31 protein-coding genes and 1 tRNA gene are annotated in these 25228 nt (G+C 51.9%); 19 read left to right on the forward strand and 13 right to left on the reverse strand.

Annotated features, from left to right (window positions below; all coding sequences use genetic code 11):
- Positions 1-78 precede the first annotated feature (78 nt).
- Genes AC3CB2_RS12285 through AC3CB2_RS12295 form a run of 3 tightly spaced genes read right to left on the reverse strand, consistent with a single transcriptional unit; the run spans position 79 to position 3118 of the window.
- Positions 79-1377, reverse strand: coding sequence for an HlyC/CorC family transporter (locus tag AC3CB2_RS12285; RefSeq protein WP_075701617.1), 1299 nt, complete (start codon positions 1375-1377; stop codon positions 79-81).
- Entirely contained in the window at positions 1374-2498 is a 1125-nt protein-coding gene (gene aroB, locus AC3CB2_RS12290) for a 3-dehydroquinate synthase (protein WP_352931915.1), read from the reverse strand. Before aroB ends, AC3CB2_RS12285 begins: the two co-directional genes overlap by 4 nt.
- On the reverse strand, positions 2495-3118 hold the full coding sequence (locus AC3CB2_RS12295) for a shikimate kinase (protein WP_414135377.1): 624 nt from the start codon (positions 3116-3118) through the stop codon (positions 2495-2497). The genes aroB and AC3CB2_RS12295 overlap by 4 nt, the downstream gene beginning before the upstream one ends.
- A gap of 377 nt (positions 3119-3495) precedes the next feature.
- On the opposite strand from AC3CB2_RS12295, the gene AC3CB2_RS12300 reads away from it, so the two are divergent.
- Positions 3496-3636 carry a hypothetical protein gene (locus tag AC3CB2_RS12300; protein WP_008550317.1) on the forward strand — a complete coding sequence of 47 codons (141 nt, stop codon included), beginning with the start codon at positions 3496-3498 and terminating at the stop codon, positions 3634-3636.
- 7 nt (positions 3637-3643) lie between these two features.
- Positions 3644-4567 carry a site-specific tyrosine recombinase XerD gene (locus AC3CB2_RS12305; protein WP_352931911.1) on the forward strand — a complete coding sequence of 308 codons (924 nt, stop codon included), beginning with the start codon at positions 3644-3646 and terminating at the stop codon, positions 4565-4567.
- A 4-nt stretch (positions 4568-4571) separates the two neighbouring features.
- Here the strand turns inward: AC3CB2_RS12305 and AC3CB2_RS12310 are convergent, their stop codons facing one another.
- The 3 genes from AC3CB2_RS12310 to AC3CB2_RS12320 form a co-directional block, all read right to left on the reverse strand.
- Positions 4572-4880, reverse strand: a complete 309-nt coding sequence (locus AC3CB2_RS12310) for a helix-turn-helix domain-containing protein (RefSeq protein WP_075701613.1) — start codon at positions 4878-4880, stop codon at positions 4572-4574.
- Positions 4864-5244, reverse strand: a complete 381-nt coding sequence (locus AC3CB2_RS12315) for a type II toxin-antitoxin system RelE/ParE family toxin (RefSeq protein WP_352931909.1) — start codon at positions 5242-5244, stop codon at positions 4864-4866. The genes AC3CB2_RS12310 and AC3CB2_RS12315 overlap by 17 nt, the downstream gene beginning before the upstream one ends.
- Before the next feature lie 225 nt (positions 5245-5469).
- A tRNA-Leu gene (locus tag AC3CB2_RS12320) sits at positions 5470-5554 on the reverse strand.
- A gap of 263 nt (positions 5555-5817) precedes the next feature.
- Between AC3CB2_RS12320 and AC3CB2_RS12325 the strand changes: the two genes are divergently transcribed.
- Both AC3CB2_RS12325 and AC3CB2_RS12330 read left to right on the forward strand, forming a co-directional pair.
- Complete coding sequence (locus AC3CB2_RS12325; protein ID WP_352931907.1) at positions 5818-6396, forward strand: YqaA family protein; 579 nt, start codon at positions 5818-5820, stop codon at positions 6394-6396.
- A gap of 106 nt (positions 6397-6502) precedes the next feature.
- Positions 6503-7030, forward strand: coding sequence for a disulfide bond formation protein B (locus tag AC3CB2_RS12330; protein WP_352931905.1), 528 nt, complete (start codon positions 6503-6505; stop codon positions 7028-7030).
- An 82-nt stretch (positions 7031-7112) separates the two neighbouring features.
- Here the strand turns inward: AC3CB2_RS12330 and ppa are convergent, their stop codons facing one another.
- On the reverse strand, positions 7113-7649 hold the full coding sequence (gene ppa, locus AC3CB2_RS12335) for an inorganic diphosphatase (protein ID WP_008550487.1): 537 nt from the start codon (positions 7647-7649) through the stop codon (positions 7113-7115).
- A gap of 135 nt (positions 7650-7784) precedes the next feature.
- On the opposite strand from ppa, the gene AC3CB2_RS12340 reads away from it, so the two are divergent.
- The 3 genes from AC3CB2_RS12340 (at position 7785) to AC3CB2_RS12350 (ending at position 10579) form a co-directional block, all read left to right on the forward strand.
- Positions 7785-8384, forward strand: a complete 600-nt coding sequence (locus AC3CB2_RS12340) for a hypothetical protein (protein WP_352931902.1) — start codon at positions 7785-7787, stop codon at positions 8382-8384.
- Positions 8385-8856: 472 nt separating this feature from the next.
- Positions 8857-9261, forward strand: a complete 405-nt coding sequence (locus AC3CB2_RS12345; RefSeq protein WP_037037327.1) for a DUF2794 domain-containing protein — start codon at positions 8857-8859, stop codon at positions 9259-9261.
- Positions 9262-9313: 52 nt separating this feature from the next.
- Entirely contained in the window at positions 9314-10579 is a 1266-nt protein-coding gene (locus tag AC3CB2_RS12350; RefSeq protein WP_352931900.1) for an MFS transporter, read from the forward strand.
- A gap of 116 nt (positions 10580-10695) precedes the next feature.
- Here the strand turns inward: AC3CB2_RS12350 and AC3CB2_RS12355 are convergent, their stop codons facing one another.
- Together AC3CB2_RS12355 and AC3CB2_RS12360 are read right to left on the reverse strand one after the other, a co-directional pair.
- Complete coding sequence (locus AC3CB2_RS12355; protein WP_352931898.1) at positions 10696-11829, reverse strand: cystathionine gamma-lyase; 1134 nt, start codon at positions 11827-11829, stop codon at positions 10696-10698.
- A 232-nt stretch (positions 11830-12061) separates the two neighbouring features.
- On the reverse strand, positions 12062-13342 hold the full coding sequence (locus AC3CB2_RS12360) for an MFS transporter (RefSeq protein ID WP_352931896.1): 1281 nt from the start codon (positions 13340-13342) through the stop codon (positions 12062-12064).
- Positions 13343-13784: 442 nt separating this feature from the next.
- Between AC3CB2_RS12360 and AC3CB2_RS12365 the strand changes: the two genes are divergently transcribed.
- The 7 genes from AC3CB2_RS12365 (at position 13785) to recQ (ending at position 19188) form a co-directional block, all read left to right on the forward strand.
- On the forward strand, positions 13785-14117 hold the full coding sequence (locus AC3CB2_RS12365) for a hypothetical protein (protein ID WP_352931894.1): 333 nt from the start codon (positions 13785-13787) through the stop codon (positions 14115-14117).
- Positions 14118-14150: 33 nt separating this feature from the next.
- Positions 14151-14450, forward strand: coding sequence for a hypothetical protein (locus AC3CB2_RS12370; RefSeq protein ID WP_352931892.1), 300 nt, complete (start codon positions 14151-14153; stop codon positions 14448-14450).
- Positions 14451-14598: 148 nt separating this feature from the next.
- Entirely contained in the window at positions 14599-14988 is a 390-nt protein-coding gene (locus tag AC3CB2_RS12375; protein WP_352931890.1) for a hypothetical protein, read from the forward strand.
- Positions 14961-15281 carry a hypothetical protein gene (locus AC3CB2_RS12380; protein WP_352931889.1) on the forward strand — a complete coding sequence of 107 codons (321 nt, stop codon included), beginning with the start codon at positions 14961-14963 and terminating at the stop codon, positions 15279-15281. The genes AC3CB2_RS12375 and AC3CB2_RS12380 overlap by 28 nt, the downstream gene beginning before the upstream one ends.
- Before the next feature lie 264 nt (positions 15282-15545).
- Complete coding sequence (locus AC3CB2_RS12385) at positions 15546-16355, forward strand: class I SAM-dependent methyltransferase (protein ID WP_352931887.1); 810 nt, start codon at positions 15546-15548, stop codon at positions 16353-16355.
- Positions 16356-16471: 116 nt separating this feature from the next.
- Positions 16472-16942 carry a DM13 domain-containing protein gene (locus AC3CB2_RS12390; protein WP_352931885.1) on the forward strand — a complete coding sequence of 157 codons (471 nt, stop codon included), beginning with the start codon at positions 16472-16474 and terminating at the stop codon, positions 16940-16942.
- A gap of 419 nt (positions 16943-17361) precedes the next feature.
- Positions 17362-19188 carry a DNA helicase RecQ gene (recQ, locus tag AC3CB2_RS12395; protein WP_352931883.1) on the forward strand — a complete coding sequence of 609 codons (1827 nt, stop codon included), beginning with the start codon at positions 17362-17364 and terminating at the stop codon, positions 19186-19188.
- 75 nt (positions 19189-19263) lie between these two features.
- Here recQ and AC3CB2_RS12400 read toward each other — a convergent pair whose 3' ends face one another.
- Positions 19264-20178 (reverse strand): permease, encoded by a 915-nt coding sequence (locus AC3CB2_RS12400; RefSeq protein WP_352931881.1) that lies wholly within the window; start codon positions 20176-20178, stop codon positions 19264-19266.
- 112 nt (positions 20179-20290) lie between these two features.
- Here AC3CB2_RS12400 and AC3CB2_RS12405 point away from each other — a divergent pair, with 112 nt between their 5' ends.
- The 5 genes from AC3CB2_RS12405 (at position 20291) to AC3CB2_RS12425 (ending at position 23589) form a co-directional block, all read left to right on the forward strand.
- The gene (locus AC3CB2_RS12405) at positions 20291-20623 is read left to right on the forward strand and encodes an ArsR/SmtB family transcription factor (protein WP_041768819.1); all 333 of its coding nucleotides are present in this window, start codon (positions 20291-20293) and stop codon (positions 20621-20623) included.
- 91 nt (positions 20624-20714) lie between these two features.
- Entirely contained in the window at positions 20715-21212 is a 498-nt protein-coding gene (locus AC3CB2_RS12410; RefSeq protein WP_352931879.1) for a GAF domain-containing protein, read from the forward strand.
- A gap of 220 nt (positions 21213-21432) precedes the next feature.
- On the forward strand, positions 21433-21777 hold the full coding sequence (locus tag AC3CB2_RS12415; protein ID WP_352931878.1) for a hypothetical protein: 345 nt from the start codon (positions 21433-21435) through the stop codon (positions 21775-21777).
- Between the two features lie 224 nt (positions 21778-22001).
- Positions 22002-22364 (forward strand): hypothetical protein, encoded by a 363-nt coding sequence (locus tag AC3CB2_RS12420; RefSeq protein WP_352931876.1) that lies wholly within the window; start codon positions 22002-22004, stop codon positions 22362-22364.
- The gene (locus AC3CB2_RS12425) at positions 22357-23589 is read left to right on the forward strand and encodes an HlyD family secretion protein (protein WP_352931874.1); all 1233 of its coding nucleotides are present in this window, start codon (positions 22357-22359) and stop codon (positions 23587-23589) included. The genes AC3CB2_RS12420 and AC3CB2_RS12425 overlap by 8 nt, the downstream gene beginning before the upstream one ends.
- A 14-nt stretch (positions 23590-23603) precedes the next feature.
- Here AC3CB2_RS12425 and AC3CB2_RS12430 read toward each other — a convergent pair whose 3' ends face one another.
- The 3 genes from AC3CB2_RS12430 to AC3CB2_RS12440 form a co-directional block, all read right to left on the reverse strand.
- On the reverse strand, positions 23604-24047 hold the full coding sequence (locus tag AC3CB2_RS12430) for a hypothetical protein (protein WP_008550420.1): 444 nt from the start codon (positions 24045-24047) through the stop codon (positions 23604-23606).
- Complete coding sequence (locus AC3CB2_RS12435) at positions 24037-24564, reverse strand: Panacea domain-containing protein (RefSeq protein ID WP_352931872.1); 528 nt, start codon at positions 24562-24564, stop codon at positions 24037-24039. Before AC3CB2_RS12435 ends, AC3CB2_RS12430 begins: the two co-directional genes overlap by 11 nt.
- A 177-nt stretch (positions 24565-24741) precedes the next feature.
- On the reverse strand, positions 24742-25104 hold the full coding sequence (locus AC3CB2_RS12440) for a hypothetical protein (RefSeq protein WP_352931870.1): 363 nt from the start codon (positions 25102-25104) through the stop codon (positions 24742-24744).
- Between the last annotated feature and the right edge of the window lie 124 nt (positions 25105-25228).

Raw genomic sequence — 25228 nt, forward strand, 5'->3', positions numbered from 1 at the left:
TTGATTTGAGCGCTTTGCGTTATTTCTGCGTTTTTTATTGAGTCGCAGAGACAGAAATGGGCCCCGCAGGGCCCATTTTTATTTGGATGCTTTCTTCGCGTCCTGAAGTGGGTTGAGCGCCATCATGCGTAGGCGCGTGATGCGGTTCTTTTCCCGGCTCAGAACTGTGAAGCGGAAGCCGTGGAAGGTGAAGATCTGACGCTCTTCAGGGATCATCTTGGCTTCGTGAATAACCAGACCAGCGATGGTGGTTGCTTCGTCGTCTGGCAGGTTCCAGTCGGTTGCGCGGTTGAGATCTCGAATCGGGACTGACCCTTCGACGATGACGGAACCATCTGCCTGTGGTTTGAGGCCTGGCAGTTCGATGTCGTGTTCGTCTGCAATTTCACCGACGATCTCTTCCAGAATGTCTTCCAGCGTGACGAGGCCCATCACTTCGCCGTACTCGTCTACCACGAGGGCGAAGTGGGTTTTGCGCTTCAGGAAGGCGTTGAGCTGGTTTTGCAGGCTGGTGGTGTCCGGTACGAACCACAGCGGGCTCATGACCTTGTCCAGCTCAAACCGAGCCATGTCGCCTTTCAGGTTTGCGATTGCGCGCAGAACGTCTTTGGCGTGGAGCAGGCCAACCATGTTATCCGGATCATCGCGCCACAGCGGAATACGGGTGAACGGGCTGGCCAGCACTTCTTCCACCAGCTCTTCCGGTGGCAGGTCAGCGTTGAGCGCGAACAGCTTGGTACGGTGGACCATGACGTCAGAGACTTCCAACTCCGCCAGATCCAGCAGGCCGCCGATACGGTCTTTGTCCGCTTTGATCAATCCGCCTTCTTTGTGCTGAAGGTCCAGCGTGCCGCGCAGCTCTTCATGAGCGGACAGCACAGCGGTGGATTCATCGATGCGAATGCCGAAAATGCGCAGTACAAGGCGAACAATCACCTCGATTGCAGCAACAATCGGACCGAAGACGATGACCAGTACACGAACGACCGGTGCCACGCTGAGTGCGAATTTTTCTGCGTTGGCGATGGCCCATGTTTTTGGCAGCACTTCTGAAAAGATCAGAACCATCAAGGTCATGACCAATGTGGCGTAAGCTACACCTGCGTCACCGAATAGCTTCAGGAACAGGGAGGTTGCCAGTGCAGATGCCAGAATGTTGACCAGGTTGTTGCCAAGCAGCAGGGCGCCGATGAGGCGCTCTCTGAACTCGATCAGTCCTGCAACAATGGACGCTCTTTTATTCCCGGATTTGACCAGCGCATGCATGCGGGCGCGTGATGCAGCTGTCAGGGCCGTTTCCGACCCGGAAAAAAAGCCCGATAGGACGAGCAAAATTGCAATTGCGACAACGGAAGCCCAAAAAGCGTAGTCCGTCATTTGCCGAGTTTCTCCTCAAGAAACGCGCGGAGGGGTTCCGCGCTTACAGTTTTATCGACATAGGAAGTGCCGATCCCTTTTGTAAGGATAAAAGTGAGCTGACCGCGACTTACTTTTTTGTCCTGTGCGATTAGGTCCATAAAAGTATCAATTGGCGGTAACTGCCCGGGGATTTGATCAATGCGGGTTGGCAGGCCAACAGCTTCCATGTGCGCGATGACACGTTTGGTGTCTTCTGCCGGGCACAGGCCAAGCTGCTCAGAAAACTCATGGGCCAGTACCATGCCGATGGAAACGCCTTCTCCGTGCACCAGTCGTTCAGTCTCATAGGCGACAGCACCTTCCAGCGAGTGGCCGAAGGTGTGGCCGAGATTGAGCAGTGCCCGATTGCCGGATTCCAGTTCGTCTGCTGCAACAACAGCTGCTTTGGCACGACAGGAATGTGCGACTGCCTGATCTCGCTCAGGCCCACCAGCGAAGATACCTTCCCAGTTGCTCTCCAGCCATTCGAAGAACTCCGGATCATTGATCAGGCCGTATTTGGCAACTTCTGCATAGCCTGCGCGGAAATCACGTGGGCTGAGCGTATCCAGAACGGATGTGTCCGCAAGCACCAGAGCGGGCTGATGGAAGACGCCAAGAAGGTTTTTGCCATGGCGGGAGTTGATGCCGGTTTTGCCGCCAACAGAGCTGTCGACCTGCGCGAGCAGGGTGGTTGGGATCTGCACAAACTTCATACCACGGCGTACAACGCCAGAGACGAAACCGGAGAGATCGCCTACAACACCGCCACCTAAGGCGACAACGGCATCGCCGCGCTCAAGGCGCAAAGCGAGGATGTCATCACACAGGCGCTCGAAGATTTCGAAGCGTTTGGTTTTTTCGCCCGCCGGTACAACAAGCGTGCTGTATTCAACACCTGCTGCCTGAAAGCTTTCTTCCAGCGTTTTGAGATGGAGCTTCTTGACGGTCTCATCCGTGATGATGACTGTTTTGGAGCCGGGGAGGCGATTGGAGATTTCTTCTCCGGCGCGTTCAAGCAGATTGCGGCCAATGAGGATTGGATAGCTACGGTCGCCGAGTTCAACATTGACGACTGTGGCTTTATTCTCTTCTGTCACTTTCCAACCTCATTATTTTCAGATGCCTCATCGGTCAGAGGCGGTAGTCCTTTTTCCAGAGCGATCAGGATTTCTTCCATCACAGCTTCATGGGTCACATCGCGTGACCAGATTGTCATGTCCGCTTCTTCGTAGATCGGATAGCGCTCATCCATCAGCTTTTGCATGGTTGCCTCAGGATCCGCGGTTTGCAGCAATGGCCGGGTCGGGCGCTTGCGCACGCGGGTCATGATGACAGGCAGTTCAGCCTTCATCCAGATGGAGATGCCCTTTTCTTTGATGCGGGAGCGTGTTTCTTCATTGATGAAGGCACCGCCACCTGTTGCGAGGACTTGTGGTCCTTCGTCCAGCAGACGGGCGATGACACGCTTTTCACCTTGCCGAAAATAGCTTTCACCATGTTCAGCGAATATCTCTGAGATAGAACGATCTGCCGCTTTTTCAATCTCTGTATCTGCATCAACGAAGTTGAGAGAGAGATATTGTGCCAGACGGCGCCCCACGGTGGATTTGCCACATCCCATAATGCCAACAAGTACAATCGGCTTATTGCCCAGGCGCTTCAAAATATTCTGCTGCCGTTGACGTTTTTTGTCTGACTTTGTGTCGTTTGCAGTCACGCCACGCCCTCGCCGATTCATCTACTCTTACTTACGCTTTGACATTATCACACAGTGTCCTGTCAAGGTTCTAGGCTAAGTGTGTTTGATAGGATTTAACGGCTACTTTTCTACAGAATGTGCGGGGTGTGGGCCATGCACTGAGAGGATATCGCGAAATAGGCGGTGCACGAAGTGCCTTTGGGTTGAACCTGTACAGTGAAACGGTCTATTTTTGATTGTAAAGTATACTGCTACACCCCACCTCTTTCGGGGTGACTTGAAGCATGAGAGTGAAATGCTTCAAAACCTTATCGTGTCGCGTAGCTTTATCCGAAAACCGGCGACCACTTTTCGGAGATGCGCGGTCAAGTTATACGGGAGCATCCGGTTCTGCCATGCCAACATTGACGCGATTGCTGTCTATCATAGGTTTGATCGTTACGGGCGCTGTGCTGAGCATGTACCTGCTCGTCAGCTATGTTGAGCCGGAGCCACGCGAAATTATCGTCGAAATTCAAAAGGAAGGCTTCGAATAGGCTTTTTATGCGTCGAACTCTTGAGACTGAACGCTTTTTTGAAATGCTAAGCGTTGAGCGCGTGAGTGCGTTCAACACGCTGGAAAGCTACCGAACCGATCTGGAAGATTTTGATAGTTTCCTGACTACGCAAGGTGTTGATCTGCTGGCTGTGCAGGTGACAGATGTGCGCGCCTACCTCTCTGATCTGACAGATCGCGGGTTTGCTGCGTCCTCTCAGGCGCGCCGTCTTTCTGCTCTGCGCCAGTTCTATCAGTTCTGCTATGCGGAGGATATTCGCGATGATGATCCGACGCGAACCGTTGCTTCTCCGCGGAAAGCCGCGATTTTGCCGAGTGTTTTGAGCGAGGAAGAGGTGGATCGGCTGATTGGTAAAGCCGAAGAGTTAGCTAATATCACGCATGATAGTGACTCCAAGCAGATCAGAGCTGCGCGCATCTATACTCTGCTGGAAGTTTTGTACGCCACAGGGCTACGTGTTTCCGAGCTTGTTTCTCTGCCAGTTTCTGCTGCGATCCGTGACAGTCGTCTGATTACCGTGAAAGGCAAGGGCGGTAAGGAGCGCGCTGTTCCACTGTCGCCTCGGGCACAGTCTGCCATGGTGGGGTATGTGCGCTTGCGTGCTGCGGTTGGTGCGTATGCAGACAGTGTGTGGCTGTTTCCGTCTCACGGCGAGAGCGGGCATTTTACGCGGCAGGCGTTTGGGCGTGATCTGAAGGCGCTGGCTTTGGAAGCGGACATCGACCGCAACAAGGTTTCTCCGCACGTGCTCCGTCATGCCTTTGCTTCGCATCTGTTGCAGAACGGCGCTGACCTTCGCGTGGTGCAGCAACTGCTCGGCCATGCAGACATCTCCACCACCCAGATCTACACCCACGTATTGGAAGAGCGCTTGCAAAAGCTCGTGGAAGACCACCATCCGCTGGCGTGAGTGATTAGGCAGATTCTTGCAAAGGTTCTTCAAGTGTAAGGCTTAAACGTCTGCCAACGGCGTTCGCTGCTTTGCGCAGTGTTTGGAGATTAATGTTGGATTCAGCTGTAGCATCAAGCAGGCGATTAACCTGGGCCCGACTTGTTCCCATCAACTCAGCCATTTGAGTGATATTTATGTTTCGCTCTTCCATCGCCGCTTTGATCTGATCGACGAGGATTTCAATCTCAGCGCGCTCTTCGCAAACTTTCAAAATACCTTGATCATTCAAAAAACTATCAAAGGACGAGCCGATGTTATTTTGATTTGTCATTGGCTTCTTTCTCCAGTTGGCGATGAATTTGCTTCATACGTTGAACTGCAAGATCTATGTCCTGCTTGGGTGTCTTTTGTGCCTTTTTTACGAACCCGTGCAAAAGAACCATCTGATTGTTCTCAATGGTAAAGAGTATGCGAGCAATACGCTTGCTCTCCAGATTGCATCTAACTTCAAACAAGCCGTTTTGCATGGGTCTGCAATATGGCATTCCAATAGGCCAGCCCATTTCAATTTTGAGAATGCTCTTACCTATTTGCTTTTTGTCGTCCAAAGATAGGCTAAGAACCCAGTCTCTTACCGGCTCGTTTCCGCTATCTGTTTTGAAGAAATACGCTCGGAGTCGCTTAGGGCCTATCATTCTGGATTGTCCGTTGGATAGCAGCTGGTAATGGTGCTGCAACAGACTTAATCAGTAGATATGACCTCAAACAATCCGCGGATACTGCGTGTTTAATTCATATGGAAGGTGTACCATTCGTGGTACGTTTCTGCAATTCTTTGATTTTGAGGTGGTAAAGAATTGGTCTACAACACGCACGTGTAGCGTTGGTTGAAAGCCGATGAAATTTTTGGGAGAGAAGAGTGGTGCCCCTGGCCAGACTCGAACTGGCACTTCCGAAGAAATCGGATTTTGAATCCGACGCGTCTACCAGTTCCGCCACAGGGGCAACGGTTGGTAAGGGCGAAATATATCGAGATAGGGTATGGCGTCAATATTTTGATTCAGCTAACCACAGCATTTGTGTTCCTGTAATCATATATATTTACGGGGGATAAAAAGGGCGAGGTCACATTTCCAGCCATATTCCTGTGATTGCTGCTGTTGATTGGGGTAGGAGTCCAGCGTGGGGCCGTTATTGAATGTTACCGCACGGTGAAATGAACTGTATTCTTCGACTGAATGATTGATTGTTTGGAGCACTGCTGACTTATGCTGCGTCGCCTTTATGACTGGACCCTTTCTCTTGCTGCCGGACCGCGTGCCCCTCATGCGCTGAGCGCAGTTGCTTTTGCTGAGAGCTCTGTCTTTCCACTGCCGCCGGATCTGCTGCTTATTCCGATGTGTGTGAGCAAGCGTCAGCGGGCATGGTTTTATGCCGGACTGTGCACCATTGCTTCCGTGCTGGGTGGTTTGCTGGGCTATCTGATTGGTGCAGTGCTGTTTGAGGAAGTGGCAAAGCCCATCCTCGCGTTCTACGGTTACATGGATAAGTTCGACCAGTTTGCGCAGATCTTTGATGACTGGGGCTGGTGGTTTGTGTTTATCGCTGGTTTGACGCCATTTCCGTATAAAGTAATTACTATTGCGAGTGGCGTTTTTGCTCTGAATCTTCCAGTGTTCATCGTGGCGAGCATCGTCTCGCGCGGTATCCGCTTCTTTGTGGTTGCAGGGTTGTTGTACCTGTTTGGCCCGGCTATCCGGGATTTCATCGAGAAGCGGCTTGCGCTGGTGTTCACTGTGTTTGTGGTGCTGCTGCTGGGTGGCTTCGCTCTGATAAAGTTTATCTAGGCCGCTGGCGTTTTGTGAGACGCAACAGCCGCCTTGTTCGTTGTGATCGTGCGGGTTTGCCGGAGACAGAGGGTTTTCGGAAGCTCGCCGGAGAGGTTAACTGGAAATGCTAGGACGCTTTTTTGCGCTGCTTCTGAAAGACCCGCTCACCTCTGGTGCTGCGCTGGTGACACTGGGAAGTGCCACTGCATTGGCAACTGCATGGGGTTTTGAGCTTATTGGCGGCTTCAAGCCATGCCCGCTGTGTCTCATTCAGCGTAACCCTTATTACGCTGGTCTGGTGCTGGGTATTCTGGCGCTGATCTTCACCCGTACCGAGAAGCTGCGCTGGGTTTCAGTGCTCGCGCTGCTGGGGGCTACGGGTGGCTTCCTGTATGGCGGTGGTGTTGGTTTCTATCAGGCTGGCGCTGAGTGGGAACTTTGGCTTGGCCCGAATGATTGTGCAGCTGGCGGCAGCATGGAGCTGGGATCCGCTGCGAATATGCTGCAGAGCCTCGCAACAACCAAAGTGGTGAGCTGCTCTGTTGCTCAGTTCCGCATCTTCGGCCTGTCGTTTGCTGGCCTGAACGTGATCTATGCGACTGCCATGAGCATCATTGCCGTGTGCGGTCTGGTGCTGCCACGCAAGCGGTAAGCTTCAGCGTTCTGATGATATGAAAAAAGCCCGGGGCTCTACGCAACCCCGGGCTTTTTTGTAGGCTTGTAAGAAAGAGGGCTTAGCCTTCTTCTTTGCCGTAGCGCTCGATGCTTTCTACGATGAGGCGCTTTGCCTCTTCAGCACCGTGAATGCCGGTGATCTTCACCCACTTGTTCGGCTCCAGATCTTTGTAGTGCTCGAAGAAGTGCTCGATCTGCTTGATGGTGATTTCAGGCAGGTCTTCAATGGTGTGTACAGACTCGTAACGGCGGGTCAGCTTGCTGCTTGGAACAGCAATGATCTTTTCATCCTGGCCGGACTCGTCTTCCATGATCAGAACGCCGATCGGACGGCAGCTCATGACAGCGCCTGGAACGATTGGACGCTGGTTCACAACAACAACGTCGATTGGGTCGCCATCACCGCACAGGGTGTGTGGAACGAAGCCGTAGTTGCCTGGGTAACGCATAGGGGTGTAGAGGAAGCGATCGACGTACATTGCGCCGGATTCTTTTTCCATCTCGTATTTGATCGGCTCACCACCAACCGGAACTTCAATAATTACATTGATGTCCTCAGGCGGGTTCTTACCGACGGGAATACGATCGATACGCATTTATGTATACTCCAATTTCATTTGCTGCCTGTATTACAGGGGCACCGGCGTCTTGCAAGATATATTTCGCTGTTGAGCTTGCGTAATTCGTCCAAGTAATTTCTGACGAATAACTCTGGGATAAGTGGGTGCTTAATGTTGAAGAATTTTCAGTTCCTCATTGTTGCCATGACCGGAATTTTTATGTGCAGTCAGGCTTGGGCTGAGAGTGTTTATTCCACCCTGGATTTGAACGAGACTTGCGAGCTTCAAGATGTGACCTCTGATAGTGCAGAAGGCTCTGCCGTGTGGATGTGTCAGGGGTATAACGGTATCCCCGTGTACGTGGCTGAAGGCGATCTGCGTTTTTTCGTCAGTTTTGGAGATACGGCGCAGGACGAGCCCGCGGCTACGCAGGGCCTGAGCCCGTGGAACCGGCTCGGCACCACCATCGAGTGGGTGCTGGAGGGCGGCGAGCCTGTGGCGACCATTTTGCGGTGGCACACGGACATTCCGGCGGATGTTGCAGGTGCTGAAAAAGCGGATGCGGATGGGTTTTATCGCGGGCAGGTGCTGGTGATCACGCAGTTGGGGCAGGGTAAGACCTGTCACATCGGCTACGTGGATGCGCGCTCTGCCAAGGATGCGAACAAGCTGGCGCGGGATGCGGCCGGACTTCTGGCGGGCATATGGGATTGTACAAGCCAGCCGAAACTACTTGGAGGTGGTGGTCTTTCCCTCGGCCTCACTGATTAAGACCCAGCGAATTCTCGCAGCAATAAGTTGTAGGGGGAAGCGGTTCGGTTCTCCTTCAGCACTGTGACGAGTGGGTCAATGGGGGGTAGGGGTGAGAGTCATCACCACAGCTCCACAGAACCGAACCTGCTTGGGCAACAACGATAATTTGGCTGGCATTCGTGGCTCCTCAATGACCCAATTGGGGCGAAATAGAGAAACTACTGTGACAATTTTAGCGTGTACTCTTAATTCTGAGGGGTACCTTTGCCGGGCAACAAAAAGTGCCTGACTTGCGTTCTTTCAGGCTTTGCCGCAGGATGGACGGATTATGTGGTAAAATGGGTTTGTCGATGGCTTGAAGTGTGTCGCGGATTTCCAAAATCACGCTGCGTGCTCAACCAGGTTGCCTCGGTGCAAACGCGGATGAGGGAGCTGAGCTTCGTCTTTCCAGCGGGTGCCTGACCACAGGATCTGAACGCGGGAGGCCTTCATGAGTGAAGGGGATGATATTGCAATAGTGTCGGGGAGCGTTCGCTCTCTTGATGGTGGCTCAAACAGCACTGCCGTTAAACGAAAACCGAACCTCCCGAAACCGATAGTTGCTTTTCATCGAACGGAACTCGATCAGATCCTCAGGCTATACGGGCGCATGGTTGCCAGTGGCGAGTGGCGCGATTACGCCATTGGCCACGGAACAGACAAGGCGATCTTCGCCATTTTCCGCCGCTCCAGCGAAATGCCGCTTTACCGAATTGAAAAAGACCCCAAACTTGCCCGCAAACAAGGCGCCTACTGCGTTGTTGGCGCCGGTGGCATGATCCTCAAACGCGGCCATGATCTGGCCAACGTACTCAAAGTGCTTGAAAAGAAAAAGCATCTGCGCGTGGTGGAGTGATCTGGGGGGCTGTTGCCCGATGGACTGATATCTCCGGTGAGCAGTTGCTGATGTGAAGCGCGAAAGGCGTGAAGCGATGGGTTGGTCTCGATTTGCATTGCTTCTCCTTGTCCTCGTGGATGTTATGGGACAGGGGATGATCTTTCCGATCGTCAACACCCTCGTGATGGTGCCTGGCAGTACCTTTGTTCCTCGTGGAGATTCCCTTGCAATCCGGGAGATTGATTTCAGCCTTCTGACGGCGGCGTTCTACATCAGCTGGTTTTTTGGCGGTGCCTATATCTCCAAGCTTTCAGACTATATCGGGCGCAAGAAGGCCATTCTTGTTTGCTTGTTTGGCGCTTTGTTCGGGTACGGGCTGGCTGTTGTTGCGCTGCTTTGGTCCAATCTGGCTTTGCTGGTGCTGGCGCGCGCAATTACCGGGTTTTCTGCTGGCAATCAGCCAATTGCGCAGGCGGCTCTTGTTGACCTCAGCACCACAAGTGCGGAGAGAAACCGGAATATGGGGTATGTGACGGCGGCGATTGCCCTTGGTTTGATCATCGGGCCGCTGTTTGCAGGAACGCTCAGTGATCCCTCGATCATGGGCAGTTATGCGTCGCTTGAATTGCCTTTTTATGCAGCGCTGGGGCTGATCCTGATCAACATTGCTCTGATCATTGTTTTCTTTGAGGAGACAAATCAGACACGGCGCAAGATAGACTTTGGCTTGTCGGAGGTGTTTCTCGTGCTTTGGCGGGCACATTCACGGCCAACAATCTTGAAGCTGTGTGCTGTGTTTCTTTTTGTCGAGGTGGGGCTGAGTGCCTTTTACATCTACCTTAACAATTACATGGTGCTGCGCTTTGGATTCGATACCCTGCAGAACAGCATTCTCATGATCATTTTCGGGTCTGTTCTGGCTCTTGTCAGTTCGCTTTTGGTGGGGCCAATATCGCAGCGCTTTTCGAAGGTGGCGACCATTGTTGTGAGCGTGACTGTGATGGGCGTCGGACTGCTGGTCTTTACCGTTAACGACGTGGCGTGGCTGTCTTACTTCCTGACGGTGCCTATCGTTGCGGCCTTTGCGCTGACCCTGCCGCTCATGTTCTCTTTGTTTTCTGCTGCCGTTGATGAGAGCGAGCAAGGCTGGATTATGGGGATCACCATTTCTAGCTCAACAGGTGGCCAGTTCATCCTTGCTATTGCCGGTGCCTCGTTGATGACAGCCAACATCCACGGCGTGTTCATCGCCGGCATCACCTGCTTCGCCATCGCGCTGGGCCTCATCTTCCTCCTCTGGCGCCAACCGGATATCCGGGCTTTGGATTATGGGTAGGCGCTGATTTCTGCCAGTCAGCATTTGCTGGATTGGAGGTTTCTTCGCTGCCTTTTACGCGTGGTTCGTTTGACAGCGAAGACCAGATTGTATCTGAGCCTTCTAAGAGGCTGAACTCATGAACTGACTGCCCGCTCTTTTGAAACCCGCTCCAAGGCTTCTGAGAAGGCTTGCCAGAGTTCTTCTACTGGCTCGCATCCCACGGACAGACGGATAAACGCGGGATCTACTGCATCTCCCCAGCGGGCGCGGCGTTCTGCTGAGCTGTGCACTCCGCCAAAGGAGGTCGCAGGGCGCAGGAGTGCACATGAGTTGATAAACTCTTCAGCCTGAGCCTCTGTCTCAAGGGTGAAGGAGATCAGGAAGCCAAATCGTATTTGTTGGGTTTTGGCCAATGCGTGGGCTGGGTCGTTTTCCAAGCCCGGGAAGCGGATGGATTTGACTGCAGGGTGCTTTGCAAGGCGCTCTGCCAGAAGGGCCGCAGAGTTGCACATCCGATCATAACGCACATCCAGCGTTTCCAGACCACGATGCAGCAGCCATGCTTCTTGCGGGCCGGGAATGCAGCCGGAAAACTTGCGCCATTCTTCTACAGCATTGAAGATCTCAGTATTTCGAGTGGCGACATGGCCCATCAGAGCGTCTGAATGACCCGCCATGGATTTGGTGTCTGAGGAAACAACGATATCGACCCCGTAATCCAGTGGGCGCTGGCCAAGCGGCGTCAGAGTTGTGTTGTCACAGATTGTGATACCACCTGCGTCGCGTACAGCAGATGCAATTGCTGACATATCCAGTAGGTCGAGGCCTGGATTTGAAGGCGTTTCCAAAAACACAACGTTAAACCCATCAAAGCCGCCTGTGGCGAACTCAGCAGTGTCGCGCTCAACGACTTCAACGCCAAACTTTGCCAGAAACTGGCTGGAGAGGATGCGGGTCACATAATAGCCGTCTGCCGGGACCAGCAATCGATCGCCTGCTTTGAGTGTTGCGAAGAGGGCTGCTGAAATTGCTGCCATTCCGGATGGAAAGCAAAGGCACGGCGCTGCTTCGAGATGGGCGAGGGCATGTTCCAGCTGGGTCCATGTTGGGTTGCTAACACGTCCGTAGTTCGGGAAGTCTTCGGGCAATCCTGGAAGATGGTACATGGAGCTCTGCACCAGAGGTAACGCAATCGGCTCACCTTTAGACAGGTTCTGACCGCGCAGATGCAGGAACTCGCCCATGTTTGGTGAAGTGCGTTGTGTCATGCGGAATCTCCCATTGGATCGTATCAGCGCGCGTTCCGCACTGAGATGTTGTTTATGCTGGCCTTTATGAGGGGGGCTCAACGGTCATTGCAGTGATGGTAATGTACGCGTTACAGAGTTGTCTATCTTCCTATCAAATAGGAGAAAGCATCCCTTTGATGAGCAGCGTATTTTCAGCTTAACACGTCGGTTTTTTCAATAGGCGGCTCGCTCTATCACGAGGCGCTGAACGTTATGCCAAAGCGTTCTTCAGGCGTGTGGTGGCGATGAGTTTGGGGAGGCGCCAGATGATGGGGATGGAAACGAGGACGGCGAGGAGGATGTAGTAGACGGGGGCGTAATCCCTGCCGGTCTGGTTGACCAGATAAGTGGCAACGATTGGGGTGGTGCCGCCAAAGAGGGCCATGCTCAGATTATATCCCAGAGCAACCACACTGCATCGCAGATGATCCGGAGCCATTAGGGTGAGGGCGGTGATGGAGAGCGCCCAACCGACTGTGCTTGTCAGGGTGAGGCCGAACTGGCCGAGAAAGACTGAGGCCGTGTCTGGGCGGAGCATGAGCCACCAGCATGGCCCTGCCAGAATGAATGTTGCGACGGCTCCTGCCAGAAAAGCAGGCCGTAAGCCGAACCGGTCAGCGGCAAGTCCGCATACAGGAATGAACAGGGCCATCACGACCAGATTAAGCGTTGTGACGTTGAGCGCTGCTGATGAACCAAAGTTTGGATCAGCGCTCAGATACGACACTGCATAGACGTAGATTACGAAATAGATCACCGCTGTTGGGATGAGCAGCAGGATCATCTGGCCGATCAAGGCGGAATGATCTCGCAGGCTTTGCCAGACTGGTGAGCCTTGATCTGACTGGTTTTTGACCAGCACAGTGTCAGTGATGTGCCGCCTGATGATTGCGCTGAAGAGGGCGACCAGTGTGCCGAATGCAAAAGCCACGCGCCATCCCCAGTTTGCCATTTGATCTGCAGTGAGCAGGAGGCTGATGCCAGCAGGGACTGCTGAGCCGATGAGGCAACCGGAGATCATGGCGCAGGCGATCCATGCGCCTGTGAGTGCACGGCGTTCCGGCTCAGCCTGTTCTACCAGAAGGACGCCAGAGGCGGTGTATTCTCCGGCCACGGCTATGCCTTGGATGATCCTGATCAGGACGAGAAGAACTGCTGCGGTGATGCCGATCTGATGAAATGTGGGCAGCAGCGCAATGGCGAGGGAGCCTCCGCCCATCAGCAGTACAGAGATCATCATGGCGGCTTTTCTGCCTATGCGATCTCCGATATGGCCGAAGATGACACTGCCGATTGGTCGTGCTGCATAGCCGACAGCCAGCACGGCGAATGTGGAGAGGACGGAGGCAACCCGGTTTTCTAGCGGGAAGAACTGGGTGGCCAGCGTGGCGGTGAGGAAACCATAGACCGTGAAGTCGTACCACTCCAGAACATTGCCACTCGCTGCTGCGATGATTGAGCGGGGTGGCAGTCTCTGTTGTGATCCGGACATTCAACAACCCTTTGCCGAGATAGCTCGAAGCCTTGGCTGGCGAGCTCGTTATACAGCAATGCTTAGCAGCATTCCCTTACGGAAAAGGTAGCGTGGTGTTTGACCAGTCTTACTTTGCCAGCATGGGGTAGGTGAAGAACAGGATGTGGGTGAGGTTGACGAGGAAGTGGACGGCGATGGAGGTGCTTTATGGGTGACGTTAGATACTGTTCTGTAAAAATGAAGGTGAGTGGTGTTTGTTTTTATATTTTCTTGGGTTTGATAATATAGTTCCTGTCTTCAATAAATTTTATATTATTTCTATTCGTTTTGTCCTTCTGTATATTGGTTGTTGCTAGGTTTTTATTTTGTCATCTTGTTTTTTCTTTCTAAGGGGTAACTGGTTTCTGATTGGCTTGTGCCGGAACTGCGTTATCTTTGGGAATGGAAGTGGAGCAGGTAAATGCCCGGTCGTAAGAGTGATAAGAACAGGCTTGAGCAGGATTTAGACAATGACACTTGGATTCAGTCGATGTTCAAGGTGCTGAATCTGAAAGGTGGAAAGGGGAAGCCTGCGGACAAAGTGTCTGCGCCAAACGGCTCTGGAGAGACCCATCTGGCCGCTCAGGCATACTCAGATAAAAATGATTTAGCGCCAGAAATAAAAAAGCTTAGCTCGCAGATTGATGCCTACAAACAGCGGAAACATGTTTTCAAAGAAACGGGGGAGCAGGAAATCCTTGAAAACTACTGCTCTAAAGCGGAAGACTTTTTGAAAATGGCTGGTGATCTGTAAGCAGGGCAAACTAGACGACAAGCTTCTGATGCGTTGGATAATGCAAGGCTTACTCTCAATGAAGTTGAGAAACTGTACCAGCAAGGTGTTTCAAAAGCCTGTGCCTTTGTTGGGTATAAACAGCAAATTGCCAATGTGAGAGCAAGGGCGAACGAGCTATGGGCGTTGGATCGAGAGAGTTTTTCTGAAACACGAAAAGCTGAATTTGAACGGCAGCAGAAAGTTTTAGAAGGTCTTGCAAGCAAAACGGAAACTCAGCTCAAATCTGGAGACTTAAAGGGTGGGCGGAAAATCTGGGCCTGTTGGATGCCAGCCTTGAAGCATTGGAATTGACTGCAAAGCAAACTCCATCGAAGGAGCAAGCCAACGCAGGTAAGGAGTTCACTGTAAGAGCGTATACAGGATCAAACTCTGTGGGAGACTCTCACAAGATCATTATGAGAAGCTGCATGAAGAGTTATACGCTATAGGGTTTTCAGATATGGAAGCCTGCAAGAAGCAGTTGGATAAAATTAAAGAGAATGATGTACTGCTAAAAAATAGCACTCATTCTATTCGCCCGGATATTGGCTCTGCGACCTTCACTTATTTTGACAAGCTGGATGCAGATGGAAAGAAGATTTCTGAAAATGAAAATCTGGGGTGGGATGGTAGTAAAATACACATTAGCGTCCAGGCAAACCAAATTGATGCAGCCTGTAACGTGCTGACACTTCTGTTGCTGTCACCAGATAATCCCTTCGTGTCTTTTAAGGTTACCAACGTAGAGCGAGCACAAGCGGACCTGGAGAAAGATATAAAAAAATTGCAAACGATACGCCCGATAGTGAAGAACGAAATGCATTGCACAAAGCAAAATTTGAGCGCATAACACAAGGGGCACAAATTACGCTTTATCCTTGTGTTGAAGATACGAGTTTTGCTGATAGGGCCGCAGACTTTTCATTTTTCATCAAGTTAATTGAGCAGGAACTGGAGGCCGCAGGTATAAAGCCGGGAGCGACACCAGACTCTGATGTTGGTCTGGGGGAGATGGGCTTTGCGACTTACCGTAATCAAGCAGGCTCGCGGGGTGCTGCTGTTGGCGAAAAAGAAGTCATACAAGAAGATTTGGACCAACTTAAGAATAATCCATTCTATAAAGCGGTGACTGGTAATGGTTAGGCTAGAGCTGGTTGTGCCCCTCTTTTACAATAGGTAATTGAACCTCATCAATCCAATTGCTTGGCATGGATAGAGGCCGAGCTAAGCTCATGATGTTAATTGACTTTAATCTAATTGCGTGGCATGGGCAGAGGCAGAGCTAAGCTCATGATTCTAATTGACTTTGCTGCCATACTCTTAGATTAACGGAGTTGGTACGGCAGAGCAGGTAGTTAGGATCGTGAGGGTTATTATTTATCTATAAGGCGCATCGGATTTGGACATATGAGTGAGATGAAAGTTGCTGGCACGATAGATGCCTCTCCTTATGATGAAGCCGGATACAAAAGACGTCGCAAGAGGAAGCTTCTGAAGAAGCTTCGGCGGAAGATTTTCCCTTACAAACTTGTTCGGCGTACACCGCCTCCAATAGCGACTAAAGACGAATACGAGTCGTATGTTCCCAAAATTCCGCTAGAGTTTTCACAGTTACCTCGCGCCGAACACGGGCTTTATAAGCTGATCAGTGATTGTGATTTTAAGACAGTTTTGGATGTCGGTTCTGGCTCTGGAAAGCACGCGGAAGTTCTGCACAGGCACAAAAAGGTTGTCACTGCGCTAGACTTTGGTGTGTCGCTCCATGCAAGTGATGGCGTCGATGAAAGCTCCTGGAAAAAGATCGTCGGAAACTTCTATGACTTTCAGGTGCCTGAGAAGTTTGATTGTGTATGGGCCTCCCATGTTCTTGAGCACCAGCCAGACCCGGGAGCTTTTATCCGCAGATGTCGCGAGCTCGTAAAAGAGGATGGCTACATTGCGATCACCGTCCCCCCTTTAAAGCACATCATTGTCGGTGGGCATTTGACATTGTGGAATGCAGGGCTCCTGCTGTATCAGCTAGTATTTAACGGTATTGATTGCAAGGATGCTGCGATCTTGACATATGGTTACAACATTACCATTATTGTCCAAAACAAACCGCGCGCAGATATGCATCTGGATTGGGACTACGGAGATATTAAGCGATTAAAGCCCTATTTTCCGGAGTTTATTAAAGAGCCTTTTGAAGGCCAGATAAGTCGGTGGAACTGGTAGCGCGGTCTTGTGCCATGTCTTGAGAAGGGCGTTTTCTGTATCAAGCGAGGGGATAACTTCACGCAATTTTGAGAATGGTTGCAAGGTTATGGTGAGTTTGCCTTGGTAGAGGTCCTATGATCCGTTTTGTTGCATTGCTCGTTTCGCACAGTGTAGTGCTGGCTGTTGGCTTTGCGCTTGGGGTCTATTTCTTGCCGATCCTGACAGCGCCGGACTCTCCTGAAACTGCTGTGCTGGAGCAGAAAGCTCAGAATGCGCAGTACACTGCGGAGTTCAGCCGCGACCAGCGTGGCAGTGACTTCCTGCATTGGGGTGAGGGCAAGGTGAGCATCTCTCCAACCATGATCGTGCATCAGGGCCGTCTTGCGCCGGGGCCGGATTACAAGGTTTATCTGGTTCCTGAGTTCGTTGAGCACGAAGATGAGTTTCTGCCGGTCAAAGACAACTCTGTTCTGATCGGTGATGTCAAAACCTTCGACGGCTTTCTACTGGATGTGCCGGAGGGCGTTGATATCGAGAAGTACAATACCGTGCTGGTGTGGTGCGAAACCTTTGGCGAGTTCATCTCCGCAGCCAAGTATCGGTGATGCGAGAAAGCTAAAGAAGTTTGAAGAAATCCTGCATTTAACGAGGAAAGACTCGTCTATCCCAGAATGCTAACTTAGCTAAGTTAGCATTCTTTAGTACTGGTATGTTTCGTGTTACTCATACACTTATGAAACACGGAATTAAGCGATGTGTAGAGTGTGAAAGCCCATATTTTGATGGAACTTCTGAAATGGTGGGCTTGTGTATTGAATGCTCGCACGTTTTGTATGGCCATCCTCGTTGTAATCATAAGTTCCATGGCAGTTCATGCACTGAGTGTGGCTGGGATGGATCGCGCTCTGAGTACTTAACGTCTTTGCTAAAGCGTGCAGGCACGTCTGATGAAGAGACTTGTCGGTGAAGTTTCAAAACCAATTGCCCAAGAGCCAAATTTCCATTCGTATTGTGCGGTCATGCTATGAATTTTGAGCAAGATACTGTTGCCTCGCCGAATGATGTTCTGAAAAAAGTATTCGGTTATGACGCGTTTCGCGGCAATCAGCAGGTTGTGATTGATAGCGTCATGGCTGGCGAGAGCTGCTGCGTGCTTATGCCGACAGGGGCGGGGAAGTCTCTGTGTTATCAGGTGCCTGCCTTGTGTCGTCGTGGGGTGGGCATTGTTGTTTCTCCGCTGATTGCGCTGATGCAGGACCAGATTGCGACACTGCGCGAGCTTGGCGTGCGGGCGACGTCCATCAACTCCGCTCTTTCCTATGATGAAGTTCAGGCTGCCTATCGGGATTTACGGGCTGGGGAACTGGATCTGCTTTATGTGGCGCCAGAGCGTCTGGTGCGGCCTGAGTTTGTTGGTTTGCTGGAAGAGCTGAACCAGCGTGGACTTATTGCTCTGCTGGCCATTGATGAGGCGCACTGCATCAGCCAGTGGGGCCATGATTTCCGTCCTGAGTATCGCGAGCTGACCAATGTGCGGGCGAAGCTTGAGGGTGTGCCTTGCTTGGCGGTGACGGCGACGGCGGATGAGCCGACGCGGAAGGACATTCAGGAACGGCTCAATCTACCGCGTCTGATTTCCTCTGGGTTTGACCGGCCTAACATCACCTACACCGTGGGCATCAAGCATAACCCGAAGCAGCAGTTGCGCCGGTTCCTGAGGGATCGTCCTGCTGGTGAGAGTGGCATCATCTACTGCCTGTCCCGCAAAAAGGTGGAGGAGACGGCTGCCTGGCTGATGGAAGAAGGGTTTGATGCTCTGCCTTATCATGCAGGGTTTGATAGTTCTGTGCGTGAGGCTAATCAGGATCGCTTCATCAAGGAAGAAGGCCTGATCATGGTGGCAACAGTCGCGTTTGGTATGGGCATTGATAAGCCCAACGTGCGGTTTGTGGCGCATCTGGATCTGCCGAAGAACATTGAGGCTTATTATCAGGAAACAGGCCGCGCTGGGCGTGATGGGCTGCCGTCTGAGGCGTGGCTGGTCTATGGCATGCAGGATGTGGTTCTACTGAACCAGATGATCGACCGCAGTGAAGCGCCGGAGAACCAGAAGCAGATTGAGCGGCAAAAGCTGCGCTCTTTCCTGGCTTACTGTGAGACAGCGACTTGTCGACGCTCCGTTCTGCTGCGTTACTTCGGGGATGAGTGCGAGCCTTGTGGCAACTGTGATACCTGCCTCAATCCGCCGAAGACCATGGATGGCACCATTGCCGCCCAGAAGCTGCTCTCCTGCATTTTGCGCACTGGACAGAGCTTTGGGGCGAACTATGTGATTGATGTATTGCTGGGTAATGCCAATGAGCGGATTATCTCCCGTGGGCATGACCAGCTTTCGACCTTTGATATCGGCGGTGAGTTCACCAAGATCCAATGGAATGCGATTACTCGTCAGCTGTTGGCTGCAGGCCTTATCTTTGCAGACCATGATGCTCATGGGGCGTTGAAGATGACAGCGCTGGGCATGACGTTTTTGAAAGAGCGCCAGACCATTGAGCTGAAGGTGGATCAGCTTGCCAGCTCAGCCAAGATGGAGCGGCGGGCGAAAGCACCGGCAAAGGCTCAGATTGAAGACATTGCGGATCAGGAGCTGTTCGAGAAACTTCGTGCGCGGCGGATGGAGCTGGCGCGAGAGCGAAACGTGCCGCCTTATGTGATCTTCAACGATAAGACCCTGATTGAGATGGCGGTAGAACGCCCGCAGCGACTGGAAGAGATGCTGGAGATCTCCGGTGTCGGCGAGTCCAAACTGGAACGCTTCGGCCCGGCCTTTCTGGAGATCATCAGAGACTAGAAAATAGCCCTTGCTAACATAGGGGATAGCAAGGGCTATTTTGCAGGTGCTGTTGAGTTCTAACGGCTTAGAGGCCTAGAAAATTGCCGTGTAGAGAACACCTGCGCTGACGGCCATGCCGAGGATAACGACGAGGAATGCGGCGATCATCTGGTTTTTGAAGAGGGACTTGAGGAGGATCACCTCTGTCAGGCTGGCGCCTGCGCTGCCGATGATGAGGGCCATGATGGCGCCCAGTCCCATGCCTTTGCCAGCCAGTGCTGCGGTGAGCGGAATGACGGCCTCTGCGCGGATATAGAGCGGGATGCCGATGACGGCTGCGACTGGAATGGCGAAGACGTTATCTTTTCCTGCCCATGAGGACACCAGGTCTGTTGGCATGAAGCCGTAAATGACGGAGCCAATGGCGATGCCGCCGATGAGGTATGGCAGGACTTTCTTGAAGTCGGTCCATGTTGAGTTCCAAACTCTTGCCCATTTGCTCTGTACTGGCGCACTGCCTCCGCAGCTGCTGCCGCATGAGGAGCTGGATGGGGCCGCGTAGGCTTCTTCTTTCACGAACTTTTCAAAGCCAAGCTTTTCCAGCGTGTAGCCCGCGATGATGGAAACTGCCAATGCGATGGTGAAGTAGAACACTGTTACCTGAATGCCGAAGGTGATGGCGAACAGGCCGATGATGACCGGGTTCAGCAGTGGGCTGGCGAACAGGAAGACCATCATGGTGCCAAAGCCAGCGCGGGCGCGGAGCAGGCCTTTCAAGAACGGAATGGTGGAGCAGGAGCAGAACGGGGTGATGACACCGAGTGCTGCTGCTGTGACATAGCCTTTGCCGTTCTGGCTGCTGAGGATCTTCTGCACGCGGCTTGGCGGAATGTACTCCTGCAAGATGCCGACGAAGTAGCTGATCGCCAGAAAAAGGATGGTTAGTTCCACAGCAAGGAAGGCGAACATCTCCAGGCTGCTTATGAGCATTTCCGAGGACAGTGACATGGGCGTGATCCTTATTACTATATTTCCGGATTTATCGAAATAATAGAATGAAAGCTTTTCATGTCAAGATATTTCTAGTAATATCGAAATATAAGAAATGCTGGTGAGCGAGATGGATATCGAAAAAACAGCTAAGGCTCTGAAAGAGTTGGGACATGTGACGCGGCTAACAATATACAAGCGTCTTGTGAAAGCTGGTTATAAAGGCCTTGCCGTGGGTACTTTGCAGGAAGAACTGGAAATTCCGGGCTCAACACTGTCGCACCATTTGTCGGGTTTGGCGTCTGCTGGATTGATCAAGCAGCGCCGTGAAGGGCGTGTGCTTTATTGCGTGGCACAGTATGAGCAGCTGGATCAGGTGCTGCAGACACTGCGTGAAGAGTGCTGTATCGACGATAAGTTCTCGGCGGATGAGGGGGACTTCAAGGTGCTGAGCCGGGACTAACCCAAGGCAACGGCTTAGTTGAGTTTCTCCGACTTGATGGCACTGGGGGAACCGTTAAACTATCTGCATTTCAAGATTGCAGGTATTTGAAGTGGTTGATCATATTGAGTTTGTGCAGGCTGTGACAGGTAGCTCCAGCTTGCAGGAGGCCGCGAAAAAAGCGGGTGAATTGTTCTCCAAATTTCCCGGCTACAAGCTTTTTACGCTGACGGTGACGCATCCTGACGGGAGCCACGTGGTGCGGCTGTATTCCAGTGCAGAGAACTCCTACGGGACATCGGGTACCAAGCCTATTGAGAAAGAGGGTGGCTGGTATGAACGGGTGCTGGTGCAGCAAAAGCCGTTTCTGGGATACACCATCGATGATGTGAAAGAGTATTTTCCTGACCATGAAAAGATTGCAGCAATGGGGCTGGGCGCAACGCTTAACTTGCCAGTCGTTGTTTTGGGAGAGGTGATTGGTACGGTGAACCTGTTGGATGCAGACCATGCCTACACGGACGCTGATGCAAAAAGGGTATTTATCCTGTCTCAAGCGCTTGCACCATTGTTTATGAGAGCGCGGGAAGAGCTGGCTGTCACCGTATAAAATGCATTGCGAATGAACTGGTCGTTTATTTGATTTCAGTTTTTCGATTTTGTTTTGTTTGTAAAGCTCTAACTTATTGTTTTATTTCATCTCTAGGTTTCAAGTATGCCATGTGCCAGTCTTCAATTATGAGCGCTGGCGCACCAAAAAACTCCACCCAATTTAGATTGCTGCCTCAAGCAGACAGTGATCAATCTTTCAGAAGAATGGAGAATTTTCTATGGCATACCACATACCGCGGTTCATCAATAAATCCGACGGAAATGCTGTAACAGCAAACCCAGTAGCTGACCGTGATACCTACTTTGTCAGAGAGGGAACGGAAGTTAAGCCGAGCCATAATGTTTTGATTAACAAGGGCAGTTGGAGTTCGTTTTCTGCTGCTTTCGGGCATGCGAACTACATCTTTACCGGAAACGAAGCCTATTGCTTTTGGGATAGTGGAGACAGTGAGCTTGTTATTGCTTCGCAAAGCAGTGGTACGCTTGTTCGGCACGATGAAAGTGGGGGAGACCTCAATCTCATTGTAGACGGAAATGGTTCAATCAGCTTCGTGCGTGTGTAAATCTCATAAGTATCAGGGCGGGCTCTGCTAAGGTACGTGGCCTGTCCTGCTTACGAGAAAGTGCGCGGGCACTTGTCGGTTTTAAACACCTCTTATCTCGGATGCGCTGATCACCTGTTTACCGTGAGCCCGAAAAATACCCCAAAAACCTCAGGCTTTTCTCTCAAAGTAACCTAGCTCGTGCATAAGTATTGCTGGTTTCCAAGAGACGAGCGGACTTGGCTATGGCTTCTGGTGGCGAACATGAGCAGTTTGCTGGGCATCTTCCAATCTTTATCACTGCACCGGGCAGCACAGATGTTTTGATGGTGGTCACCATCTTCATCGCCATTGGCGCGGTGTTGCTGGCGGGTGTCTTTTACTTTTCCCTTCATGCTTTGCCGGAGAAGATAGCGCACAAGTATGGGCGATCGCACATGCAGATCGTTGCCATACTGGCTGTGCTCGCGCTGTTCACGCACAACAACTACTTCTGGATTGCTGCGTTGCTGCTGGCTGCGATCAACCTGCCCGATTACGAGACGCCGCTAAACACCATCGCTCAGTCTCTGCGCAAGACGATAAAGGGGAAGAAACAGGATGATTGAGTTTCTTCTTTGCTCGCTTGTTACGATCCTGCCGGACTATCTGTTTCGTCGTTATCGGCAGGGCAAGCGGATTGGGCATGAGATTACGTTTTTCACGGTCTGGTACGAGCTGCGCTGGGGGATTACTGGTGCGCTGATGCTGACCATCGCTTTGATCACGCTGGTTTTCTTTTATCACCCAACCACATCCAATGTGCTGTCACTGTACCGTACGGTTTCCATCCTGCCGGAAACTGCTGGGCGGGTTGATCTGGTGATGGTGGAGAACAATCAGCACGTGAAGGCCGGGCAGCTGCTGTTTACGTTGGATTCTTCCACGGAGAAGGCGCAGGTGGATACGGCGCAGAGTGAAGTGGATGAGATTGATGCCGAGATCGCTTTGGCAAACTCTGAGCTGATCAGCGCAGAGGCCATGATTTCTCAGGCGCAAGGTGCCTACAATCAGGCTGTTAGTGAGCTGGAGCGGACGCTGGATCTGCAGCGGCGCAACTCTGATGTGGTGACGCAGAAAGAAGTTGATACGCGCGAAAACCAGGTGGTGGTGCGCAAAGGACAGCTGGATGCAGCTGTTGCCAACCGGGATATCGTGCAGACGAAGATTACGGTGAGCCTGCCAGCGCAACGGACCAGCGCGATTGCCAGACTGCATCAGGCGGAGTCCGCCTATCATAAGAAGTTCGTTTACGCGGGCGTTGATGGTGTGGTGACCCAGTTCATTTTGCAACCGGGAGATATTGTCAGTCCTATCCTGCGTCCTGCTGGCATCCTTGTGCCGGATTCAACGGGGCGTGGGCGGTTTCAGGCTGGGTTTGGTCAGATTACGGCTTCTGTGATCAAAGTTGGGATGGCGGCGGAGATCACCTGTGCGTCGCGACCCTTCGAGGTCATCCCCATGGTGGTCGTTGATACGCAGGACTTTATCTCCTCCGGTCAGTTCCGCCCGACAGATCAGCTCGTGGATGCGCAGGATGTTGCGCGACCGGGAACGCTACTGGTGATCATGGAACCGCTTTATGAGGATGATACGATGGGTATTCCTCCGGGCAGTAAGTGTATTGCCAATGCCTACAGCAATTATGGTGAGCAGATTGCGGCAGGAGAGTTCGGCTTCTGGGGTGGGCTTTACTACCATATGGTGGATGCCACCTCGATTATGCATGCGCTGATCTTACGCTTCCAGGCGCTTGCCTTCCCAGTGAAGGTGCTGGTGCTTTCAGGTCACTGATTTAGTGTGGTGCGCTACTTTCTGGCGCCGACAAAGATGCCGGTGAGGACCATGCCGACAAGGCCGATGACAGTGGTTGCTGTGCTTCCTACGAGGAACTCCAGCACGCTGTCTGCCAGAATGAACGAGTTGCCGTAGACGTTTTTGAAGCCTGCGAGCACGAGGATGAGCGCGACAGTGCCGCAATAGACACACATGAACCAGTAGGCTTTGCCTGCGTAGGGTTTGATAAGGGCGTCCAGCTCGCGCTTGGTGGCGAGTTTGGATTTGAGCTCCATGAGCTCGTTTTGCAGCTGGGTGTTGTCGTCAGAAAGGGCCTGCCGGTCTTTCAGCAACTGCTCCATGCCGATCTTGGCTGGAGGGTCGACCTCTATGGGCAGCTTGAGGGCTGCAGCGTCGATGTCATCAACGGTGAGAGGTTTGTCGAGCGTGTCGTCGAAAGTGTCGTTAGGCGGCATTGATCCGACCCGCTGTTTGTAGGGCCTGCTCCTGTTCTGCATTGGAGCGGCCTGCTAAGGCGAGTTTGATGTAGTATTGCCGGGTGCGTTCTGTATCGATTTCTGCGTTTCTTCCCTTTTCAAAATAGGCATAGGCCCATGGAGAATTCGCCTGATGGGTGAGATCTGACAGTTGCTGCGGTGTGTAGTTGCGGTACTTCTTCCAAACGTGATCGAGGATTTCTTCCTCATTACCGTTTATTTTTGAGGTGATGATCTGGCCTGTGATGGGATCAACGATTTCGCTGTTTGGCCCCTTGAAGCCGCCTTCCTTCACAAAGTCCCATATCTGCCTGAAGACCGGGCCGTTGACCCATGCTTGCGGTGCTTCGCTGACCAGAGGCTCGCCGTTGATTGCGAGGTTCCATCCGTTCGCGATTGCCACCAGCTTTTGAATGTACATCTGGGAAGGGTAGGTAGGACTACCACGACGTCTTAAAAATTCATTGGCGATGGCACAAGGCGAATGTCTTGGCATTTTTTGCCCCTACAAATGCTGTTGGAACAAGCAGAAAATTGCTTAGAAAAACATATGATACGCTACGTTAAGAAAATAAATCTTCTTACTGATCTTGGCTAGTGAAATTTGGTTGTACCCCTGAAAACTAAGCGGTTACGTTGTGGTTATCTGTGCGTGTTGGCTGCATTTTACTGGCTATAAATCAGGGAATACGGCTTTTACCAAGGCGGATTGTATCTGGTTAGGTTTCCATTGATTTGCTGCGCCGTACCACCGCTTATTCGGGAAAGCTGAGTTGTAAACGCTGTTTCGTTTCTCTTTGGCCCGATTGATTATGTAGCTAAATGGTGACTGCAAAATATAGGCAATTCCTGCAGGTAGCAGCAATAGGGGCATGTAGATGGGCATGACGATGGCTATTGTGATGACTGTGATAGCAGCCAGAATTACCGCGATCATATAATAGCGCTCGGCGATGGTCGTGTTGGCTTTGTGGAAGTCCCTGAACTGGAAGACTTTGCGTTCATACCAATAGAAGAGTGAGAGCGGTCCGTACATTTGGTGTCCTGCAGCGTGGGGCAGTGGAGAGTGTATGGTTGAAGCCTATATCTGCGTTGGTACTTGGCCAAGAAAAAAGCCCGGGGCGGGTGCCTCGGGCTTTCTTTGAAGTGTACGCCTGATG

The organism is Pseudovibrio sp. SCP20 (assembly GCF_057774105.1).

Excerpts from the sequence above, each read along its gene's own strand:
- AC3CB2_RS12285 (WP_075701617.1), bottom strand. The coding sequence starts at position 1,377 with ATGACGGACTACGCTTTTTGGGCTTCCGTTGTCGCAATTGCAATTTTG.
- AC3CB2_RS12300 (WP_008550317.1), top strand. The coding sequence starts at position 3,496 with ATGCCAACATTGACGCGATTGCTGTCTATCATAGGTTTGATCGTTACG.
- AC3CB2_RS12305 (WP_352931911.1), top strand. The coding sequence starts at position 3,644 with ATGCGTCGAACTCTTGAGACTGAACGCTTTTTTGAAATGCTAAGCGTT.
- AC3CB2_RS12310 (WP_075701613.1), bottom strand. The coding sequence starts at position 4,880 with ATGACAAATCAAAATAACATCGGCTCGTCCTTTGATAGTTTTTTGAAT.
- AC3CB2_RS12315 (WP_352931909.1), bottom strand. The coding sequence starts at position 5,244 with ATGATAGGCCCTAAGCGACTCCGAGCGTATTTCTTCAAAACAGATAGC.
- AC3CB2_RS12325 (WP_352931907.1), top strand. The coding sequence starts at position 5,818 with ATGCTGCGTCGCCTTTATGACTGGACCCTTTCTCTTGCTGCCGGACCG.
- AC3CB2_RS12330 (WP_352931905.1), top strand. The coding sequence starts at position 6,503 with ATGCTAGGACGCTTTTTTGCGCTGCTTCTGAAAGACCCGCTCACCTCT.
- ppa (WP_008550487.1), bottom strand. The coding sequence starts at position 7,649 with ATGCGTATCGATCGTATTCCCGTCGGTAAGAACCCGCCTGAGGACATC.
- AC3CB2_RS12340 (WP_352931902.1), top strand. The coding sequence starts at position 7,785 with ATGTTGAAGAATTTTCAGTTCCTCATTGTTGCCATGACCGGAATTTTT.
- AC3CB2_RS12345 (WP_037037327.1), top strand. The coding sequence starts at position 8,857 with ATGAGTGAAGGGGATGATATTGCAATAGTGTCGGGGAGCGTTCGCTCT.
- AC3CB2_RS12355 (WP_352931898.1), bottom strand. The coding sequence starts at position 11,829 with ATGACACAACGCACTTCACCAAACATGGGCGAGTTCCTGCATCTGCGC.
- AC3CB2_RS12360 (WP_352931896.1), bottom strand. The coding sequence starts at position 13,342 with ATGTCCGGATCACAACAGAGACTGCCACCCCGCTCAATCATCGCAGCA.
- AC3CB2_RS12365 (WP_352931894.1), top strand. The coding sequence starts at position 13,785 with ATGCCCGGTCGTAAGAGTGATAAGAACAGGCTTGAGCAGGATTTAGAC.
- AC3CB2_RS12375 (WP_352931890.1), top strand. The coding sequence starts at position 14,599 with ATGGAAGCCTGCAAGAAGCAGTTGGATAAAATTAAAGAGAATGATGTA.
- AC3CB2_RS12385 (WP_352931887.1), top strand. The coding sequence starts at position 15,546 with ATGAGTGAGATGAAAGTTGCTGGCACGATAGATGCCTCTCCTTATGAT.
- AC3CB2_RS12390 (WP_352931885.1), top strand. The coding sequence starts at position 16,472 with ATGATCCGTTTTGTTGCATTGCTCGTTTCGCACAGTGTAGTGCTGGCT.
- recQ (WP_352931883.1), top strand. The coding sequence starts at position 17,362 with ATGAATTTTGAGCAAGATACTGTTGCCTCGCCGAATGATGTTCTGAAA.
- AC3CB2_RS12400 (WP_352931881.1), bottom strand. The coding sequence starts at position 20,178 with ATGTCACTGTCCTCGGAAATGCTCATAAGCAGCCTGGAGATGTTCGCC.
- AC3CB2_RS12405 (WP_041768819.1), top strand. The coding sequence starts at position 20,291 with ATGGATATCGAAAAAACAGCTAAGGCTCTGAAAGAGTTGGGACATGTG.
- AC3CB2_RS12415 (WP_352931878.1), top strand. The coding sequence starts at position 21,433 with ATGGCATACCACATACCGCGGTTCATCAATAAATCCGACGGAAATGCT.
- AC3CB2_RS12420 (WP_352931876.1), top strand. The coding sequence starts at position 22,002 with ATGGCTTCTGGTGGCGAACATGAGCAGTTTGCTGGGCATCTTCCAATC.
- AC3CB2_RS12425 (WP_352931874.1), top strand. The coding sequence starts at position 22,357 with ATGATTGAGTTTCTTCTTTGCTCGCTTGTTACGATCCTGCCGGACTAT.
- AC3CB2_RS12430 (WP_008550420.1), bottom strand. The coding sequence starts at position 24,047 with ATGCCGCCTAACGACACTTTCGACGACACGCTCGACAAACCTCTCACC.
- AC3CB2_RS12435 (WP_352931872.1), bottom strand. The coding sequence starts at position 24,564 with ATGCCAAGACATTCGCCTTGTGCCATCGCCAATGAATTTTTAAGACGT.
- AC3CB2_RS12440 (WP_352931870.1), bottom strand. The coding sequence starts at position 25,104 with ATGTACGGACCGCTCTCACTCTTCTATTGGTATGAACGCAAAGTCTTC.